This window comes from Pseudomonas sp. YA1, from assembly GCF_058680555.1.
In genome coordinates this window covers 86,529-103,399 of sequence record NZ_JBZWBG010000005.1, presented here as the reverse complement: position 1 = coordinate 103,399, position 16,871 = coordinate 86,529, and the positions used below count along the sequence as shown (strand labels likewise).

Genomic DNA, 16,871 nt, shown 5'->3' with positions numbered 1-16,871 from the left:
GCAGCGCTTTTTCGCTAGGCTGCCTCGTTCGCCGTGCCGTCCGGCGCGCACCCACGCGAACGAGGAAAATCCATGAGCGAATACTTCCATCACGTCCTGGTCGGCCTGCTCGCCGTGCTCCCGGTGGCCAACCCGCTGACCAGCGTCTCACTGCTGCTCGGCCTCGGCGGCAGCCTGCCGCCGGCGGAGCGCAACCGGCAGATATTCAAGGCCAGCCTCTACGTGGCGCTGATCATGCTGGTCAGCTTCTACGGCGGCAGCCTGGTGATGCAGGTGTTCGGCATCTCCATTCCCGGCCTGCGCATCGCCGGCGGGCTGATCGTCGCCTATATCGGCTTCACCATGCTGTTCCCCGCCACCACGCCGGACGAGACCGAAGTCCAGCACGACCTGCTGTCGGACGAGGAAAAGATCACCCCGCACTTCCGCGACCTGTCCTTCGTTCCGCTGGCCCTGCCGGGTACCGCGGGGCCGGGGACCATCGCCCTGGTGGTCAGCTCGGCGTCGACGCTGCAATCCACCTACGGAAGCATTCCGCTGTTCATCCACCTCGCGGCGATCACCGTCACCCTGCTCACCGCGCTGATCTTCTGGATCGCCCTGCAAAGCTCCGGGCGCATCATGAAGTTCCTCGGCGAATCCGGGATCGACGCCATCTCGCGAGTGGTCGGCTTCCTGCTGGTGGCGATGGGCGTACAGTTCGTCATCAACGGCGGCTTCGAGCTGGTCGCCGGCCACGCCGCGCTTCAGTCGGCGGCGGGCGTCAGGCAGTAATGCTGGATCAGCCGGCGCAGCACGCCGACCATCGGTTCGATACGCGCCAGTTCGAGGTGCTCGTCGGGCTGGTGGGCACAGGCGATGTCGCCGGCGCCGAGGACCAGGGTCTCGCTGCCCAGGCGCTGGAAATACGGCGCCTCGGTACCGAACGCCACGGCCTCGGCGCGATGCCCGGTCAGGCGTTCGGCGACGCGTACCAGTTCGCTGTCCTGCGCCTGTTCGAACGGCGGCACGGCAGGGAACAGCGGCTGGTAGTCGATGCTCACCTGGTGCCGTTCGGCCAGCGGCCGCAGGCGCTGGCGGATCGCCTCGCGCAACTGCTCGGGCTGCATGCCGGGTAGCGGGCGCAGGTCGAATTCCAGCGAACACTGGCCGCAGATGCGGTTGGGATTGTCGCCGCCGTGGATGCAACCGAAGTTCAGGGTCGGCTGGGGCACGCTGAACTGCGGGTTGTTCCAGGCCTGCTGCCATTCCCCGCGCAGCGCCATCAGCTCGCCGATGGTCGCGTGCATCGCCTCCAGTGCGCTGCGCCCGAGGTTCGGATCGGACGAATGGCCGCTCTGCCCGAGAATCTCGATGCGCTCCATCATCACCCCCTTGTGCAGGCGGATCGGCCGCAGGTTGGTCGGCTCGCCGATCACCGTGGCGCGACCCAGCGGTCGCCCGCTTTCGGCGAGGGCACGGGCGCCGGCCATCGAGCTTTCCTCGTCGCAGGTGGCGAGGATCATCAGCGGCTGGCGGAACGGCTGGTCGAGCAGCGGCAGCAAGGCCTCGATGGCCAGCGGGAAGAAGCCCTTCATGTCGCAACTGCCGAGGCCGTACCAGCGGCCGTCGCGCTCGTCCAGGCGCAGCGGATCGCTGCTCCACAGCGCTTCGTCGTAGGGCACGGTATCGGTGTGGCCGGCCAGCACCAGCCCGCCGGGACCGCTGCCGTAGCTGGCCAGCAGGTTGAACTTGCCCGGCGAGACTTCCCGGATCTCGCAGCGGAAGCCTAGATCGCCCAGCCAGGAGGCCAGCAGGTCGACCACCGGGCGGTTGGTCTGGTCCAGCTCGGGCTGGGTGCAACTGACGGAAGACGCGGCGATCAGCGCGCCGAACTGGTCTTTCAGAGACGGCAACGGCATGGGACTCTCCACACGGATCGAGCCCCATCATGGCCTATCGCGGCGGTGGATAAAACCGTCCGTTCCGGTTCCGCCTGCGCCAGCCGACGAAGACCGCGCTCAGGCACCGAACAGCGCGCGCAGGACCAGGAAGAACAGGATCGCCAGCAACGCGCCGGCCGGCAGGGTCACTACCCAGGACAGGAAGATCGAGCCGATCACCCGCAGGTTGAGCGCGCCGATACCGCGCGCCATGCCGATGCCGAGCACCGCGCCGACCAGGGTATGGGTAGTGGACACCGGCAGGCCGATGGCCGAGGCGCCAACCACCGTGGAGGCGGTCGCCAGCTCGGCGGCGAAGCCGCGGCTGGGGGTCAGCTCGGTGATCTCCCGGCCGATGGTCGCGATCACCCGGTAGCCATAGGTAGCCAGGCCGATGACGATGCCCACCGCGCCCAGCAGCAGTACCCAGGACGGCACCGGCGAACGGCTCACCAGATCCAGGTCGCCGCCGGCCTGGACCACCGCGACGACCGCCGCCACCGGGCCGATGGCGTTGGCCACGTCGTTGGCGCCATGGGCGAAAGCCATGGAGCAGGCGGTGAAGATCATCAGCACCGCGAAGACCCGCTCGACGCTGGCGAAGCCGCCACGCGGATCGGCTCCGCCAGTGGGTCGGATGCGCAACAGCAGGACGATGCCCAGGCCCATCACCAGGCCGCCGGCGAGCAACGCCAGACCCAGCGTCTGGAGGCCGGAAAGCTCCAGGCCGACATGCTTCAGGCCCTTGCCGACGGTCATCAGCGCGACCATGAAGCCCGCCAGGAACATGTACAGCGGCACGTAGCGGCGCGCGCTGCGGAACGGGTCCTCGGCATGCAGTACCAGCCACTGCACGCTCCTGAACAGGGCGAAGGCGAGCAGCCCGGACAGCACCGGCGTCACCACCCAACTGGCGACGATCGGGCCGATCGCGCCCCAGTGCACCGCGTGCACCGAGACCCCGACCGAGGCGAAGCCGATGATCGCGCCGACGATGGAGTGGGTGGTCGACACCGGCCAGCCCTTGATCGTCGCCAGCAACAGCCAGACCCCGGCGGCCAGCAAGGCCGAGAGCATGCCGAAGACCAGCAGGTCGGGGGTCATGTACTGCGGATCGACGATGCCGCTCCTGATCGTTTCGGTGACCTCGCCGCCGGCGAAGTAGGCACCGCAGAACTCGAAGACCATCGCCACCAGGATCGCCTGGCGGATGGTCAGCGCCCGTGAGCCCACCGAAGTGCCCATGGCGTTGGCGACGTCGTTGGCGCCGACGCCCCAGGCCATGAAGAAACCGAACAGGCAGGCGAGTACGAGGAAGGCGAAGCCGTGGTCGGCGATCAGGGACATGGGCGGGGATCCGTATGCGGGCAGAAGGCGGAAAGAAACCTGGCGCTCAACGCGCCAGCAATTGCTCCAGGCGGTTGCCGACCCGCTGGGCGCGGTCGGCGACATCGCCGATCCATTCGATGATCTGGTAGAGGAACATCACGTCCACCGGCGGCAGCTCGCTTTCCAGGCGGAACAGCTCGCGACGCACCTCGACCTGGATGCGGTCGGTGTCGTTCTCGATCGCCTCGAGTTCCTCCACCATGCTCTCCACCAGACTGGTCTCGCGCCCGCCGAAGCCGGTCTCGAGCAGTTCGTTGAGTTCGTTGACCACCCGCAACGCCTGGGCGCTAGCGTCCACCGAGCGCTGCACGTAGGCGAGCATCTGGCCCTGCAGCGGCAGCGGGATGCGCATGCGCCGGCCGAGCATCAGCCCGGCGATGTCCTTGGCGCGATTGGCGACTTTGTCCTGTACACTGAGCAGCTCCAACAGATCGGAGCGCGGCACCGGAAGGAACAGGCTCTTGGGCAGGTGCATCCGGACGTTCTTCTTCAGCCGATCGGCTTCCTGCTCCAGTCGCACCATGTCCTGCTGAACCTGTTCGACCTGCGCCCAGTCCTCGGCGATCACCGCGCGGAAGAACGGCAACAGGCCGGCCGCGCATTCGTGGGCCTTGGCGATGTGCTGCTGCATCGGCCCGATCGGCGAACGGCCGAACAGGCTGATGAACGGATTGGTCGGCATGGAACGCCTCCCTGGTGGAAATGCCGAAAAGTATAGGCCACCCACCCCGCGCGCCTTTGATCTGGAACACCTTCACCCGCGGACGCCTGGCGTCCCGAGCCGGACATCGCCCCATGCAGAAAGAAACCGAAATCAAACTCCGCGTCAGCCGCGCCACCCTGGAAGCCTTGCAGGAGCACCCGTTGCTGAAGAAACGCAACAAATCGGGCTGGGAGCGCCGCGAACTGTACAACCAGTACTACGACACCCCCGACCGCGAGCTGGCCCGGGCCAAGGTCGCCCTGCGCATGCGCCGCGACGGCGAGCAGTACATCCAGACGCTGAAGAGCCGCGGGCAGAGCGTGGCCGGGTTGTCCGAACGCAACGAGTGGGACTGGTACCTGGAAAAGAACAAGCTCGACCTGAAGAAACTCGACGACAAGTGCTGGCCGGCGGCCCTCAAGGACCTCGACAAGAAGCAGCTCAAGCCGATCTTCAGCACCGACTTCGTCCGCCAGCGCGCCGAGATCGCCTGGGGCCGCGGCAAGGCCAGGGTAGTCGTGGAGGCGGCGCTCGACCTGGGCAAGGTGGTCGCCGGCGACAACCAAGAGGAAATCTGCGAACTGGAGCTGGAACTGCGCCAGGGCGATGCCGCCGCGCTGCTCGAGCTGGCCGCGGAACTGGCCGCCGACCTGCCGCTGATGCCCTGCGACATCAGCAAGGCCGAGCGCGGCTACCGCCTGTTCGACCCGAACAGCTACGAGGTCGATCCCCCGGCCCAGAAACTGCTGGCGGAAACCCCGCTGGACGGTGCCTTCGCCGCCATCGCCTGGTACCTGCTCGGCAGCAGCCAGCGACTGGCCGAGCAGTATCGCTTCAACGGCCACTGGCGCCTGCTGGAGGACTGGCTGCAACACTTGCAGGACCTGCGTACCCTGCTCGGCAGCCTCGGCCAGGCGGTGCCACGCGCCAGCAGTCGCGAGCTGCGCGAAGCGCTGGACGCTCTCCTCGCCGACTGGGCGCCGCGCATCGAGCGCGGCCGTGACGACGAGACGCTACGCCAGCAGGCGCCACAACTGTTCCGCGGCGAACTCGACGAGACCCGCTGGGGCCTGTTCTCCCTGAATGCCTCGCGCTGGCTGCTGGCCAAGGCCTGGACCGAGTCGCGCAACGAGCGCGGCAACCGCCAGGGCGCCGCCGCGCTGGGCAAGTGGCTGCTGCGCAGCCTTGCCGAAGAAGCCCAGGCCACGCCGCTGGCGCGCGCCCACCAGCATCCCGAGCTGCTCCCCGACCAAGCGCCGCGCCTGCAGCGCATGCTTACCTGGTTGCGCCTGGCGCGCGGCGTGCTCGACCTGCCGGAAGCCGACCGCCTCTACGGCGAACTGGCCAAGTTGCTGGAGCTGCTGCGGCAACCTGTCGATGCCGAGCGCCTGGCTGCCCGCGCCACGCAGGCCCATACTGTGCTGACGCTCAAACCCTGGAAGGCGCTGATGAAATAAGCTTCGCCGCTACCGCCATCATCCGAAGGGAGTCTGCATGTCCGTGTTCGCCACCGCCGCCCAGGACCGCCTGCTGGACCTCGGCGACCTGCTCCGCGAGCTGGTCGCCCAGGGCCGGGTCGGGCAGGAGCAGGCCGAACAGTGCCTGGCGATCCGCCGCAGCGCGGTGCGCAACCAGCAGCATCCGCTGGAGTTCCTCGCCGCGCAGCAGGTCGAGGATCTCAAGCGCCCCGGACGCAAGCTCGACCTGGAGACCCTCACCCAGTGGCTGGCCGAGTACGCCGGCCAGCCCTACCTGCGCATCGACCCGCTGAAGATCGACGTCGCCGCGGTGACTCCGCTGATGTCCTACGCCTTCGCCCAGCGCCATGGCATCCTCGCCGTCGCGCTGAGCCCGGAGGAAGTCACCATCGCCAGCGCCCAGCCCTTCGTACAGGGCTGGGAAAGCAACCTGGTGCATGTGCTCAAGCGACCGATCAAGCGGGTGGTGGCGAACCCGGCGGACATCCAGCGCTACACCGTCGAGTTCTTCCGCCTGGCCCGCTCGGTCAGCGGCGCCACCTCGCCGGACCAGAAGATCAGCGGCGTCGGCAACTTCGAACAGTTGCTCAACCTCGGCGCCGCCGACCAGGAGCCGGACGCCAACGACGCGCACATCGTCACCATCGTCGACTGGCTGTTCCAGTACGCCTTCCAGCAGCGCGCCAGCGACATCCACATCGAGCCGCGCCGCGAGCAGGGTACCGTGCGCTTCCGTATCGACGGCGTGCTGCACAACGTCTACCAGTTCCCGCCGCAGGTGACCATGGCGGTGGTCAGCCGCCTGAAGTCGCTGGGACGGATGAACGTGGCGGAGAAACGCAAGCCGCAGGACGGCCGGGTCAAGACCAAGACCCCGGACGGCGCCGAGGTGGAGCTGCGCCTGTCGACCCTGCCCACCGCCTTCGGCGAGAAGATGGTGATGCGCATCTTCGACCCCGAGGTGCTGCTCAAGAGCTTCGACCAGCTCGGCTTCTCCGCCGACGACCTGCGCCGCTGGCAGAGCATGACCAGCCAACCCAACGGCATCATCCTGGTCACCGGCCCCACCGGCTCGGGCAAGACCACCACGCTCTACACCACGCTCAAGCAACTGGCCACCGACGAGGTGAACGTCTGCACCATCGAGGACCCGATCGAGATGATCGAGCCCTCGTTCAACCAGATGCAGGTCCAGCACAACATCGACCTGACCTTCGCCAGCGGCGTACGCGCCCTGCTGCGGCAGGACCCGGACATCATCATGGTCGGCGAGATCCGCGACCTGGAGACCGCCGAGATGGCGATCCAGGCGGCGCTCACCGGGCACCTGGTGCTCTCCACCCTGCACACCAACGACTCGCCCACGGCGATCACCCGCCTGCTCGAACTGGGCGTGCCCTACTACCTGATCCGCGCCACGGTGCTAGGGGTCATGGCCCAGCGCCTGGTGCGCACGCTCTGCCCGCACTGCAAGGCGCCGATGCAACTGGCGGACAGCGACTGGCACGAACTGACCCGCCCCTGGAGCGCCCCGCCGCCCAGCGGCGCGCACCAGGCCGTGGGTTGCCTGGAGTGCCGCGACACCGGCTATCGCGGGCGCGCCGGCGTCTATGAAATCATGCTGCTCAGCGATAGCCTGAAAGAACTGATCACCGCCGACACCGACCTGGTCGCCCTGCGCCGCCAGGCGTACAAAGAAGGCACCCGCAGCCTGCGCCTGTCCGGCGCGCAGAAGGTCGCCGCGGGTATCAGTACGCTGGAGGAAGTACTGCGGGTGACCCCGCAGAGCGAACAGAAGTAGCGGCACATCCCGTCGGCGGAGTTCCGACGGTTGCACGGCACAACGCCGGACGGGCCTGCCAGGCCCACAGACAAGGATGTAGACGATGACGAGCGCTCCCCCCGCCGTCCCCGCGCCGACGCTCCCCAGCCCCGGCGCACCGCACCTGCGGCGAGCCGCGAGCGGCGTCCCTGGCCCGATGTGGCTCGGCCGGCCGCCGAGCCGGCGCTGAGGGCCGGCCGATGGAAATCCTGCTGCTACGCCTGGACTTCTGGGACTGGCTGGCCTTCGGTACCGTCCTCCTGCTCCTGGAAATCTTCGGTGCCGGCGGCTATCTGCTGCGGGTCGGCCTCACCGCCGCTTGTGTCGGTGCGCTCGGCGCGCTCCTGCCGGGACTGGCCTGGCCCTGGCAGGTAGGGCTGTTCGTCCTGCTCTCCGGGCTGGTCGCCGCCTTGCATCGACGCCGTCGCCGCAAGGCCGGTAGCGTCGAGGAAACGCCAGGGTTGCAGCGACGCGGCGACGACCTGTTCGGCCGCACCTTTCCCTTGCACCGGGCGATCGTCGGCGGGCTCGGCGAGCTGCGCGTCGAGGACGCGTTGTGGCTGGTCAGCGGTCCCGACCTGCCGCGCGGCGCCCTGGTCCGGGTCACCGGCCAGGACGGCGCCCTGCTGCACGTCGAGCCTGCCGCGCCCTGAATCGCTGTAGCTCCCGGCCGGCGGGGGCTGTACGGCAGCGGAAAAAGCGACCGGACGGTCATCCCCGCTGGAACTCCGGGACGGCAAACGCGATCTGATGTAACACGCAGCCCCCTATCAGGAGTTCCCCCATGCGTTCCGTCAAACTCGCCGCCGCCACCCTGGTCATCGCCGCCCTGCCGCTGGGCTCGGCCATGGCCGATACCTTCTGGCGCAACATCATTTCCTCGGGTGCCACCACGGCCTCCACCTACCTGACCTTCCGCCACGACCACAAGCTGATCGTCGCCGCGCAGGACGACGCCGGCAGCTACATCGCCAGCGACGGCGCGATCCGCGGGCCGTACCTGGAAGCCGCCCTGCAGAAGCTGCGCAACGACAACCCGGACCTGCAGGCCAGCGACATGGAACTGGCCAGCGCGATCCTCGCCGGCGGCGAGCAGTCCGCCGTCCAGCAGTAGGCCCCGGCGACCTCGCCTCCGCCCGGAGGCGAGGTCACTCGCGGTAGTCGTCCAGCGGCACGCAGGCGCAGAACAGGTTGCGGTCGCCGTAGACGTTGTCCACCCGGTTAACCGCCGGCCAGTACTTGAACGCCCGCGCATGTTCGCTCGGGGTCACTGCCTCGGCGATCTCGTAGGGTCTCTGCCAGATCCCGGTAACGTCGGCCAGGGTATGCGGCGCCCGTTTCAGCGGGTTGTCCTCCGCCGGCCAGTCGCCGCTTTCCACCTTGCCGATCTCGGCCCTGATGCTCAGCATCGCCTCGACGAAGCGATCCAGCTCCGCCTTCGACTCGCTCTCGGTCGGCTCCACCATCAGCGTGCCCGGCACCGGGAAGGACATGGTCGGGGCGTGGAAGCCGTAGTCCATCAGGCGCTTGGCCACGTCTTCCTCGGTGATCCCGGTCTGCGCCTTGAGCGGTCGCAGGTCAAGGATGCATTCGTGGGCGACGCGCTCGTTGCGCCCGCGGTAGAGCACCGGGAACGCCCCGTCCAGGCGGTTCGCCAGGTAGTTGGCGGAGAGGATCGCCACCTCGCTGGCGTCGGCCAGCTGCGGGCCCATCATGGCGATGTACATCCAACTGATCGGCAGGATGCTGGCGCTGCCCCAGGGCGCCGCGCTGACCGCGTCGTTCAGCGGGTTCGGCCCTTCGACGCGGATCACCGGATGGTTGGCGACGAACGGCGCCAGGTGCCGCTTGACCCCGATCGGCCCCATGCCCGGCCCACCACCACCATGGGGGATGCAGAAGGTCTTGTGCAGGTTCATGTGCGAGACGTCCGCGCCGATGTCCGCCGGTCGCGCCAGGCCGACCTGGGCGTTGAGGTTGGCGCCGTCCATGTAGACCTGGCCGCCGTGGCGGTGGACCACTTCGCAGATCTCGCCTATCCCCTCCTCGTAGACGCCGTGGGTCGAGGGATAGGTGATCATCAGGCAGGACAGCCGGTCGCCCGCCTCGGCCGCCTTGAGGCGCAGGTCGTCGAGGTCGACGTTGCCGCGGGGATCGCACTCGACGATCACCACCCGCATGCTGGCCATGATCGCCGAGGCCGGGTTGGTGCCATGCGCCGATGCGGGAATCAGGCAGATGTCGCGCTGGCTATCGCCGCGGCTCTGGTGGTAGCGGCGGATCGCCAGCAACCCGGCATATTCGCCCTGCGCTCCCGAGTTCGGCTGCATGCAGATGGCGTCGAAGCCGGTGATCGCCCGCAGCCAGGCTTCCAGTTCGTCGATCATCCGGCGATAGCCCTCGGCCTGCTCGCGCGGCACGAACGGATGCAGTTCGGCGAATTCCGGCCAGGTGATGGGGATCATCTCGCTGCTGGCGTTGAGCTTCATGGTGCAGGAGCCGAGCGGGATCATCGCCTGGTTCAGCGCCAGGTCCTTGCCTTCCAGCTGGCGCAGGTAGCGAAGCATCTCGGTCTCGCTGTGGTGGGCGTTGAACACCGGATGCTGCAGGTAGGCCGAAGTGCGTTGCAGGACCGCCGGGATGCCGTCGGCCACCGCCCCGCCATCCAGGTGCGCGACATCCAGCCCGTGGCCGGCGCCGAGGAAGATCTCGAACAGGGTCGCCAGGGTCGCCGCGTCACAGGTTTCGTCGAGGCTCAGGGCCAGCCGCCGGTCGTCGACCACGCGCAGGTTGACCCGCGCCGCCCGCGCCCGCTCGAGGATCGCCGCCTGACGCTCGCCGACCTCGTAGGTCAGGGTGTCGAAGAAGTACCGGTTGAGCCGCCGCAGCCCCTTGCTTTCCAGGCCCGCCGCCAGCAGCGCGGTCAGGCGCTGGACACGTTGGGCGATGCGTTTCAGCTCCTGCGGCCCATGGTAGACGGCATACAACGAAGCAATGTTGGCCAGCAGCACCTGGGCGGTGCAGATGTTCGAGTTGGCTTTTTCCCGACGGATGTGCTGCTCGCGGGTTTGCAGGGCCATGCGCAACGCCGGGTTGCCGCGGGCGTCACGGGAAACGCCGATGATCCGCCCCGGCATTGCCCGCTTGTACCCTTCGCGGGTGGCGAAGAACGCCGCGTGCGGTCCGCCGTAGCCCATCGGTACGCCAAAGCGCTGGGCGCTGCCGAGCACCACGTCGGCACCGAGTTCCCCCGGCGGGGTCAGCACCAACAGGGCGAGCAGGTCGCTGGCGACGCAGGCCAGCGCCTGTTGACCGTGCAACGCCTCGATAAGCGGGCGCAGGTCGCGGATCTCGCCACGACTGTCCGGGTATTGCAGCAAGGCGCCGAACACCGCGTGGGCGGCAAGATTGTCCGGCTCGTCGACGACCAGTTCGAAACCGAACGCCTCGGCGCGGGTGCGCAACACCGAAACGGTCTGCGGATGGCAATGCGCATCGACGAAGAACCGGTTGCTCCTGGCCTTCGCCACCCGCCTGGCCAGGGCCATGGCCTCGGCGGCGGCAGTGGCTTCGTCGAGCAGCGAGGCGCTGGCCAGGTCGAGTCCGGTGAGGTCGATGGTCAGCTGCTGGAAATTCAGCAGCGCTTCCAGGCGGCCCTGGGCGATTTCCGGCTGGTAGGGCGTATAGGCGGTGTACCAGCCGGGATTCTCCAGCACGTTGCGGAGGATCACCGGCGGCGTCACGGTGCCGTAGTAGCCCATGCCGATCAGGCTGGTCCAGCGCTGGTTGAGCCCGGCGTAGCCGCGCAGGCGCGCCAGGGCGGCCTGTTCGTCGAGCGCGGCGGGCAGTTCCAGCGGCCGGTTGAGGCGGATCGCCGGCGGCACCGTCTGCACGATCAGTTCGGCGCGAGTGGAAACTCCGAGGAAATCCAGCATGGCCTGCTGTTCCGCCGGATCGGGGCCGAGGTGGCGGCGCAGGAAGGCATCGGCGGGCTGGAGCTGGGCGAGGGACGGCGTCTGCGACATGGCTTCGGTCTCGTTGGGGGCGGCATCGCCCTGCCAGCGATCGTCGCCGAACGGATATCGAATGAGAAAGCAACGACGGCGAAAACGCATTTCGCCGCTGCAAAAAGAACAAAGCCTCGAATGATCGAGGCCTTGTCCAAGGATAGCGGGCTTTGTCGCGACTACGCGGCGGCTCAGCCTTCCGCGTCGACGGCGGCCTGGTAGCCAGCGGCGTCGAGCAGCTTGTCCAGCTCGGCCGGATTGCTCGGCTTGAGCTTGAAGAACCAGGACGCGTACGGATCGTTGTTGACGTCTTCCGGGGTGTCGGCCAGAGCTTCGTTGATAGCGATGACTTCGCCGCCGATCGGCGAATAGATGTCGGAGGCGGCCTTCACCGACTCGACCACGCCCGCTTCCTGGCCGGCGGCGAGGGTCTTGCCCAGCTCCGGCAGCTCGATGAAGACCACATCGCCAAGGGCTTCCTGGGCATGGTCGGAAATGCCCACGGTAACGCTGCCGTCGGCTTCCAGACGAGCCCATTCGTGGCTCTGGGCGTAACGCAGTTCGGCGGGAATATTGCTCATCTTGTTTTCCTCGAAGTCGGGGGCGACGGCGGTCGCCATTGCCAGGTTAGATCAGGGGCTTGCCGTGACGCACGAAACTGGGCTGGACCACCCGTACCGGGTACCACTTGCCGCGGATTTCCACCTCGGCGCGGTCGCCGGTGGCGGCCGGCACGCGGGCCAGCGCGATGGACTTGTTCAGGGTAGGCGAAAAGCTGCCGCTGGTGATCTCCCCCTCACCAATGCCAGCTACCCGCACCACCTGGTGGGCGCGCAGCACGCCGCGCTCCTCCAGAACCAGGCCGACCAGCTTCGGCTGGTCGCCGGCGGCCTTCTGCGCTTCCAGCGCGCGGCGGCCGACGAAGTCCCGCGCAACCGGCTCCCAGGCTACGGTCCAGCCCATGTTGGCGGCAAGCGGGGAAACGCTTTCGTCCATGTCCTGGCCGTAGAGATTGAGCCCGGCCTCCAGGCGCAGCGTATCGCGCGCCCCCAGGCCCGCCGGGGAGATCCCGGCGCCAACCAGCTCGTTGAGGAAGCCCGGCGCCTCGGCGGCCGGCAGCATGATCTCCAGGCCGTCCTCGCCGGTGTAGCCGGTGCGGGCGATGAACCAGTCGCCCTCGGCACGGCCCTGGAACGGCTTGAGTTCGCGAATCAGCGCGGCGCGTGCCGGGGATACCAGTTCGGAGCTGTGCACGCGGGCGTTGGGGCCCTGGATGGCGAGCATCGCCAGGTCGCCGCGTTCCTGCAGGTCGACCTTGAAGCCGGCGGCCTGCGCCTGCATCCAGGCGATGTCCTTGTCGCGGGTGGAGGCGTTGACCACCACCCGGTAGCCGTTCTCGGTCAGGTAGACGATCAGGTCGTCGACCACCCCGCCCTCTTCGTTGAGCATCGCGCTGTAGAGCGCCTTGCCGGTCTCGCCGAGGCGCGCCACGTCGTTCGCCAGGAGATGCTGCAGATAGGCCGTGGCCTGCTCGCCGGCGACGTCGACCACGGTCATGTGGGACACGTCGAAGACGCCGCAGTCACGCCGGACCTGATGGTGCTCCTCGACCTGCGAACCGTAGTGCAGCGGCATGTCCCAACCGCCGAAATCGACCATCTTGGCGCCGAGCGCGACGTGCAGCTCGTAAAGCGGGGTGCGCAATCCCATGGGTATTCTCCTTCCGGGCGTAGCGGGTGCCGTCGGCAGGGACCGCCGGCACGAAATCGCGCGCATTGTAGCCGCAAGCCCCGGAGCAGGACACCATGGAAGCGTGCCGCGATCCGTGCATAGACCCTATGGCCTGCATGGATACTAGGCTCAGCGATCGGAATGATGGGCAGAACGACGAATCAACCCGACCACCGGTAGCAGGCCGACCAGCACCAGGGTCAAGGCCGGCAGCGAGGCGCGCGCCCATTCGCCCTCGCTGGTCATCTCGAAGATCCGTACGGCCAGGGTGTCCCAACCGAAGGGACGCATCAGCAGGGTCGCCGGCATCTCCTTGAGCACGTCGACGAACACCAGCAGCGCGGCGCTCAGCGAGGCCGGCAGCAACAGCGGCAGGTAGACCCGCAGGAACAGCAGCGGGCCGCCCACGCCGAGGCTGCGCGAGGCTTCCGGCAGCGACGGGCGGATCCGCGCCAGCCCGCTTTCCAGCGGCCCGTAGGCCACCGCCATGAAACGGATCAGGTAGGCCAGCAGCAGGGCGAACAGACTGCCCAGCAGCAGCGGCTTGCCGGCGCCGCCGAGGGCGCTGGAAAGCGGGATCACCCAGTGATTGTCCAGCCAACTGAAGGCCAGCATGATCGAGACCGCCAGGACCGAGCCCGGCAGCGCATAACCGAGGTTGCCCAGGCCCACCGCGCCGCGGATAGCGCGGGTCGGCGCCAGGCGCACGGCGAAGGCCAGCAACAGGGCCACGGCGACCGTCGCCAGCGCGGCGATGCCGCCCAGCGTCAGGGTGTGGCCGATCAGGTCCCAGTAGCGCTCGTCGAGGTCGAAACGGCCCTGGCGCCAGAACCAGACAACCAGTTGCGCCACGGGAATCACGAAGGCGCAGAGGAACACCAGCCCGCACCAGGCGCTCGCCGCCAGCGCCCTGGCGCCGCGCAGGCGGTACAGCGGCGCGCCGCGCGGACGCTCGCTGGCGGCCTTGGCTCGGCCTCGCGTGTGGCGCTCGCCGAGCAGCACCAGGCATACCCCGAGCAACAACAGGCTGGCCAGCTGGGCGGCGCTGGAGAGGCTGTAGAAGCCGTACCAGGTCTTGTAGATGGCGGTGGTGAAGGTGTCGAAGTTGAACACCGATACCGCGCCGAAGTCGGCCAGGGTTTCCATCACCGCCAGCGCCAGGCCGGCGCCGATCGCCGGCCGCGCCATCGGCAGAGCGACCCGCAGGAACGCCTGCCAGGGCGACAGGCCGAGAACCCGCGCGGCTTCCATCAGGCCCTTGCCCTGGGCGATGAAGGCGCTGCGCGCGAGCAGGTAGACATAGGGATAGAACACCAACACCAGGACCAGGATCACCCCGCCGGTGGAGCGTACGCGCGGCAACCGCAGGCCGCTGCCAAACCACTCGCGCAGCAGGCTCTGCACCGGTCCGGCGAAATCCAGCAGGCCGACGAAGACGAACGCCAGGACGTAGGCCGGGATCGCGAACGGCAACATCAGCGCCCAGTCCAGCCAGCGCCGCCCGGGGAATTCGCAGAGGCTGGTGAGCCAGGCCAGGCTGACCCCGAGCAGAGTCACGCCGATGCCGACGCCGAGCACCAGGGTCAGGGTGTTGCCGAGCAGGCGCGGCAACTGGGTATCCCACAGGTGGCTCCAGATTTCCCGGTCGATCTCCAGCCAGCTCAGCAGCAGCACGCTGAGCGGCAGCAGCACCAGCGCGGCAACGGTGAAGGTGATGGGGTACCAGCGGCGGGGAGCGGGATGGGCCACGAAATCCTCGGTGCGGAACGAACGACGCCCCGCTCGGACGAGCCGGGGCGCCGAGTATAACCGGCGGTCAGTTCCAGCCGGCGCGGTCCATCAGGCGAATCGCCTCGGCCTGGCGCTTGCCGGCGACTTCCACCGGGATGCTGTCGGCCTTGAAGCTGCCCCAGCTGGCGACTTCGGCTGACGGCGCGACCTGCGGGTTGGCCGGGAATTCCTGGTTGATCCCGGCGAACAGCGCCTGGGCGTCGGGCCCGGTCATCCATTCCACCAGCGCCTTGGCTGCCTCGGGATGCGGCGCGTGGCGGGTCAGGCCGATGCCCGACAGGTTGACGTGGACGCCGCGGTCGGCCTGGTTCGGCCAGAACAGCTTGACCCGCAGGTTCGGGTTCTGCTTGTGCAGGCGTCCGTAGTAGTAGGTATTGACGATGCCGACGTCGCACTGGCCGGCGTCCACCGCCTGGATCACCGCGTTGTCGTCGGCGAATACGTCGGTGGCCAGGTTGTTCACCCAGCCCTGGAGGATTTCCTCGGTCTTCTGCGCCCCGTGGGTCTCGATCAGGGTGCCGGTCAGCGACTGGTTGTAGACCTTCTTCGCCGTGCGCAGGCACAGGCGGCCTTCCCATTGCTTGTCGGCCAGGGCTTCGTAGGTGCTCAGCTCTTCCGGCTTGACCCGCTCGGTGGAGTAGACGATGGTCCGCGCGCGCAGCGACAGTCCGGTCCAGCTATCGGTGCTGGAACGATACTGCGAGGGAATGTTCCGTTCGATGGTGGCCGACTTGAACGGTTGCAGCAGGCCCATCTGCTCGGCCTGCCAGAGGTTGCCGGCGTCCACGGTGAGCAGCAGGTCGGCCGGGGTGTTCGCGCCTTCGGCCTTGATCCGCGCCATCAGCGGCGCTTCCTTGTCGGTGATGAACTTGACCTTCACGCCGGTCTTGCTGGTGTAGGCATCGAACACCGGCTTGATCAGCTCGTCGATACGCGAGGAATACACCACCACTTCGTCGGCGGCCTGGGCCAGGCCGGTGATGCCCAGGGCCAGGGCGGCGAGTAGAGCTTTGCTTGCCTGCATGAAGAACAGCCTCGTCAGCGGAACGTAGGCACGAATGATAAGAAATCTCGCTTGCGAACCCGCGCGACTAAATGTGTCGGGGTGTTTCGCCTGCGTCCAGGCCGCCGAGGATGGCGAGAAACGCCTCCACCGCGGCGCTGCGGCCATGGCGGCGGGTGAAGACGAGGAAATCGGCCAGCGCCTCGGGCTCGGCCAGCGGGCGATAGACGACTCCGGCCCGGGCCAGCGCGGTGCTGCAACGCGGCACCAGGGCAACGCCCTGGCCGGCCGCGACCAGGGCGATGATCGAGGTGATCTGGCGTCCGGCCGGTCCCCTCGTCAGCGCCAGCCCGGCCTTCCGGTAGAGGCGCTCGATCAGTTCGTTGAGGCCGGAGCCGTAGTCCAGCGGAAACAGGATCAGCGGCCGATCACGCAGATCGTACAGGCCGATCCGCTCTTGCCGCGCCAGCGGATCGCCGTTGGGCACGGCCACCACCAGCGGCTCGCCGCCCAGGGCCAGCACCTCGATGCCGACCTGGCCTTCCGGCGGCGGCAGGCGCCCCAGCCCCACATCGATGCCGCCTTCGGCGATCTGCGCCCATTGCGCCGCCGAAGCGCCTTCGAGCAGCTCCAGTTGCACCTCCGGATGGCGCTCGCGGAACAGTCGGATCGCCTCGGTGAACAGGTCCGACAGGGCGATGGAGCTGGCGTAGCCGAGGGTCAGGTGGCCGGCCAGCCCCTGCGCCAACTTGCGGGCGAAGCCGGCGGTGCGCTCCAGTTGGTCCAGCAGGCCGCGTGCGTAAGGCAGGAACAGGCTGCCCTCGGCGGTGAGGGTCACCGCCCGGCTGGAGCGGTCGAACAGGCGAAAGCCCAGCTCTTCCTCCAGCGCGGATATCTGCCGGGTCAAGGGCGGCTGCGCCATGTGCAGGCGCTGGGCGGCGCGGCCGAAATGCAGGGTTTCGGCAACGGCTGCGAAGCAGCGCAGGCGGCGTAGGTCGAGCATGCGGTTCCTCGGTATCGATCGG

At 68.2% G+C, this 16,871-nt stretch carries 14 protein-coding genes; 5 read left to right on the top strand and 9 right to left on the bottom strand.

Annotated elements, in window-relative coordinates:
• Positions 1-72: 72 nt before the first annotated feature.
• Positions 73-774, top strand: a complete 702-nt coding sequence (locus AC4OR5_RS08495; RefSeq protein ID WP_003096266.1) for a MarC family NAAT transporter — start codon at positions 73-75, stop codon at positions 772-774.
• Here the strand turns inward: AC4OR5_RS08495 and argE are convergent.
• The 3 genes from argE to AC4OR5_RS08480 all read right to left on the bottom strand — a co-directional run bounded on the left by argE (position 747) and on the right by AC4OR5_RS08480 (position 3,993).
• Positions 747-1,901, bottom strand: coding sequence for an acetylornithine deacetylase (gene argE / locus AC4OR5_RS08490; RefSeq protein ID WP_003457770.1), 1,155 nt, complete (start codon positions 1,899-1,901; stop codon positions 747-749). The two genes, AC4OR5_RS08495 and argE, sit on opposite strands and share 28 nt — an antisense overlap.
• 99 nt (positions 1,902-2,000) lie before the next feature.
• The gene (locus AC4OR5_RS08485; protein ID WP_023092740.1) at positions 2,001-3,269 is read right to left on the bottom strand and encodes an inorganic phosphate transporter; all 1,269 of its coding nucleotides are present in this window, start codon (positions 3,267-3,269) and stop codon (positions 2,001-2,003) included.
• Between the two features lie 46 nt (positions 3,270-3,315).
• Positions 3,316-3,993 carry a TIGR00153 family protein gene (locus tag AC4OR5_RS08480; RefSeq protein WP_003096272.1) on the bottom strand — a complete coding sequence of 226 codons (678 nt, stop codon included), beginning with the start codon at positions 3,991-3,993 and terminating at the stop codon, positions 3,316-3,318.
• Positions 3,994-4,106: 113 nt separating this feature from the next.
• On the opposite strand from AC4OR5_RS08480, the gene AC4OR5_RS08475 reads away from it, so the two are divergent.
• The 4 genes from AC4OR5_RS08475 to AC4OR5_RS08460 all read left to right on the top strand — a co-directional run bounded on the left by AC4OR5_RS08475 (position 4,107) and on the right by AC4OR5_RS08460 (position 8,428).
• Positions 4,107-5,471, top strand: a complete 1,365-nt coding sequence (locus AC4OR5_RS08475) for a CYTH domain-containing protein (protein WP_023107374.1) — start codon at positions 4,107-4,109, stop codon at positions 5,469-5,471.
• 37 nt (positions 5,472-5,508) lie between these two features.
• Entirely contained in the window at positions 5,509-7,293 is a 1,785-nt protein-coding gene (gene tfpB / locus AC4OR5_RS08470) for a type IV pilus assembly ATPase TfpB (RefSeq protein WP_003096276.1), read from the top strand.
• Positions 7,294-7,514: 221 nt separating this feature from the next.
• Positions 7,515-7,967 carry an NfeD family protein gene (locus AC4OR5_RS08465; RefSeq protein ID WP_003109994.1) on the top strand — a complete coding sequence of 151 codons (453 nt, stop codon included), beginning with the start codon at positions 7,515-7,517 and terminating at the stop codon, positions 7,965-7,967.
• A gap of 131 nt (positions 7,968-8,098) precedes the next feature.
• Positions 8,099-8,428 carry a DUF2388 domain-containing protein gene (locus AC4OR5_RS08460; RefSeq protein WP_003096280.1) on the top strand — a complete coding sequence of 110 codons (330 nt, stop codon included), beginning with the start codon at positions 8,099-8,101 and terminating at the stop codon, positions 8,426-8,428.
• A 34-nt stretch (positions 8,429-8,462) separates the two neighbouring features.
• Here the strand turns inward: AC4OR5_RS08460 and gcvP are convergent, their stop codons facing one another.
• The 6 genes from gcvP to AC4OR5_RS08430 form a co-directional block, all read right to left on the bottom strand.
• The gene (gene gcvP / locus AC4OR5_RS08455; protein WP_031285798.1) at positions 8,463-11,339 is read right to left on the bottom strand and encodes an aminomethyl-transferring glycine dehydrogenase; all 2,877 of its coding nucleotides are present in this window, start codon (positions 11,337-11,339) and stop codon (positions 8,463-8,465) included.
• Positions 11,340-11,512: 173 nt separating this feature from the next.
• A complete protein-coding gene (gene gcvH, locus AC4OR5_RS08450; protein WP_003107397.1) occupies positions 11,513-11,902 on the bottom strand; it encodes a glycine cleavage system protein GcvH in 390 nt (129 codons plus the stop codon).
• A 46-nt stretch (positions 11,903-11,948) separates the two neighbouring features.
• On the bottom strand, positions 11,949-13,031 hold the full coding sequence (gcvT, locus tag AC4OR5_RS08445) for a glycine cleavage system aminomethyltransferase GcvT (RefSeq protein ID WP_003136048.1): 1,083 nt from the start codon (positions 13,029-13,031) through the stop codon (positions 11,949-11,951).
• Between the two features lie 150 nt (positions 13,032-13,181).
• The gene (locus AC4OR5_RS08440; protein ID WP_003099178.1) at positions 13,182-14,801 is read right to left on the bottom strand and encodes an ABC transporter permease; all 1,620 of its coding nucleotides are present in this window, start codon (positions 14,799-14,801) and stop codon (positions 13,182-13,184) included.
• Between the two features lie 67 nt (positions 14,802-14,868).
• Positions 14,869-15,867, bottom strand: a complete 999-nt coding sequence (locus AC4OR5_RS08435; protein WP_003096289.1) for an extracellular solute-binding protein — start codon at positions 15,865-15,867, stop codon at positions 14,869-14,871.
• A gap of 67 nt (positions 15,868-15,934) precedes the next feature.
• On the bottom strand, positions 15,935-16,849 hold the full coding sequence (locus tag AC4OR5_RS08430; protein WP_015503819.1) for a LysR family transcriptional regulator: 915 nt from the start codon (positions 16,847-16,849) through the stop codon (positions 15,935-15,937).
• Between the last annotated feature and the right edge of the window lie 22 nt (positions 16,850-16,871).

Bases quoted from the DNA above. Each gene is read 5' to 3' on its own strand.
- gcvT (WP_003136048.1), bottom strand. From the start codon at position 13,031: ATGGGATTGCGCACCCCGCTTTACGAGCTGCACGTCGCGCTCGGCGCC.
- argE (WP_003457770.1), bottom strand. From the start codon at position 1,901: ATGCCGTTGCCGTCTCTGAAAGACCAGTTCGGCGCGCTGATCGCCGCG.
- gcvH (WP_003107397.1), bottom strand. From the start codon at position 11,902: ATGAGCAATATTCCCGCCGAACTGCGTTACGCCCAGAGCCACGAATGG.
- AC4OR5_RS08435 (WP_003096289.1), bottom strand. From the start codon at position 15,867: ATGCAGGCAAGCAAAGCTCTACTCGCCGCCCTGGCCCTGGGCATCACC.
- tfpB (WP_003096276.1), top strand. From the start codon at position 5,509: ATGTCCGTGTTCGCCACCGCCGCCCAGGACCGCCTGCTGGACCTCGGC.
- AC4OR5_RS08485 (WP_023092740.1), bottom strand. From the start codon at position 3,269: ATGTCCCTGATCGCCGACCACGGCTTCGCCTTCCTCGTACTCGCCTGC.
- AC4OR5_RS08480 (WP_003096272.1), bottom strand. From the start codon at position 3,993: ATGCCGACCAATCCGTTCATCAGCCTGTTCGGCCGTTCGCCGATCGGG.
- AC4OR5_RS08460 (WP_003096280.1), top strand. From the start codon at position 8,099: ATGCGTTCCGTCAAACTCGCCGCCGCCACCCTGGTCATCGCCGCCCTG.
- AC4OR5_RS08465 (WP_003109994.1), top strand. From the start codon at position 7,515: ATGGAAATCCTGCTGCTACGCCTGGACTTCTGGGACTGGCTGGCCTTC.
- AC4OR5_RS08495 (WP_003096266.1), top strand. From the start codon at position 73: ATGAGCGAATACTTCCATCACGTCCTGGTCGGCCTGCTCGCCGTGCTC.
- AC4OR5_RS08430 (WP_015503819.1), bottom strand. From the start codon at position 16,849: ATGCTCGACCTACGCCGCCTGCGCTGCTTCGCAGCCGTTGCCGAAACC.
- gcvP (WP_031285798.1), bottom strand. From the start codon at position 11,339: ATGTCGCAGACGCCGTCCCTCGCCCAGCTCCAGCCCGCCGATGCCTTC.
- AC4OR5_RS08475 (WP_023107374.1), top strand. From the start codon at position 4,107: ATGCAGAAAGAAACCGAAATCAAACTCCGCGTCAGCCGCGCCACCCTG.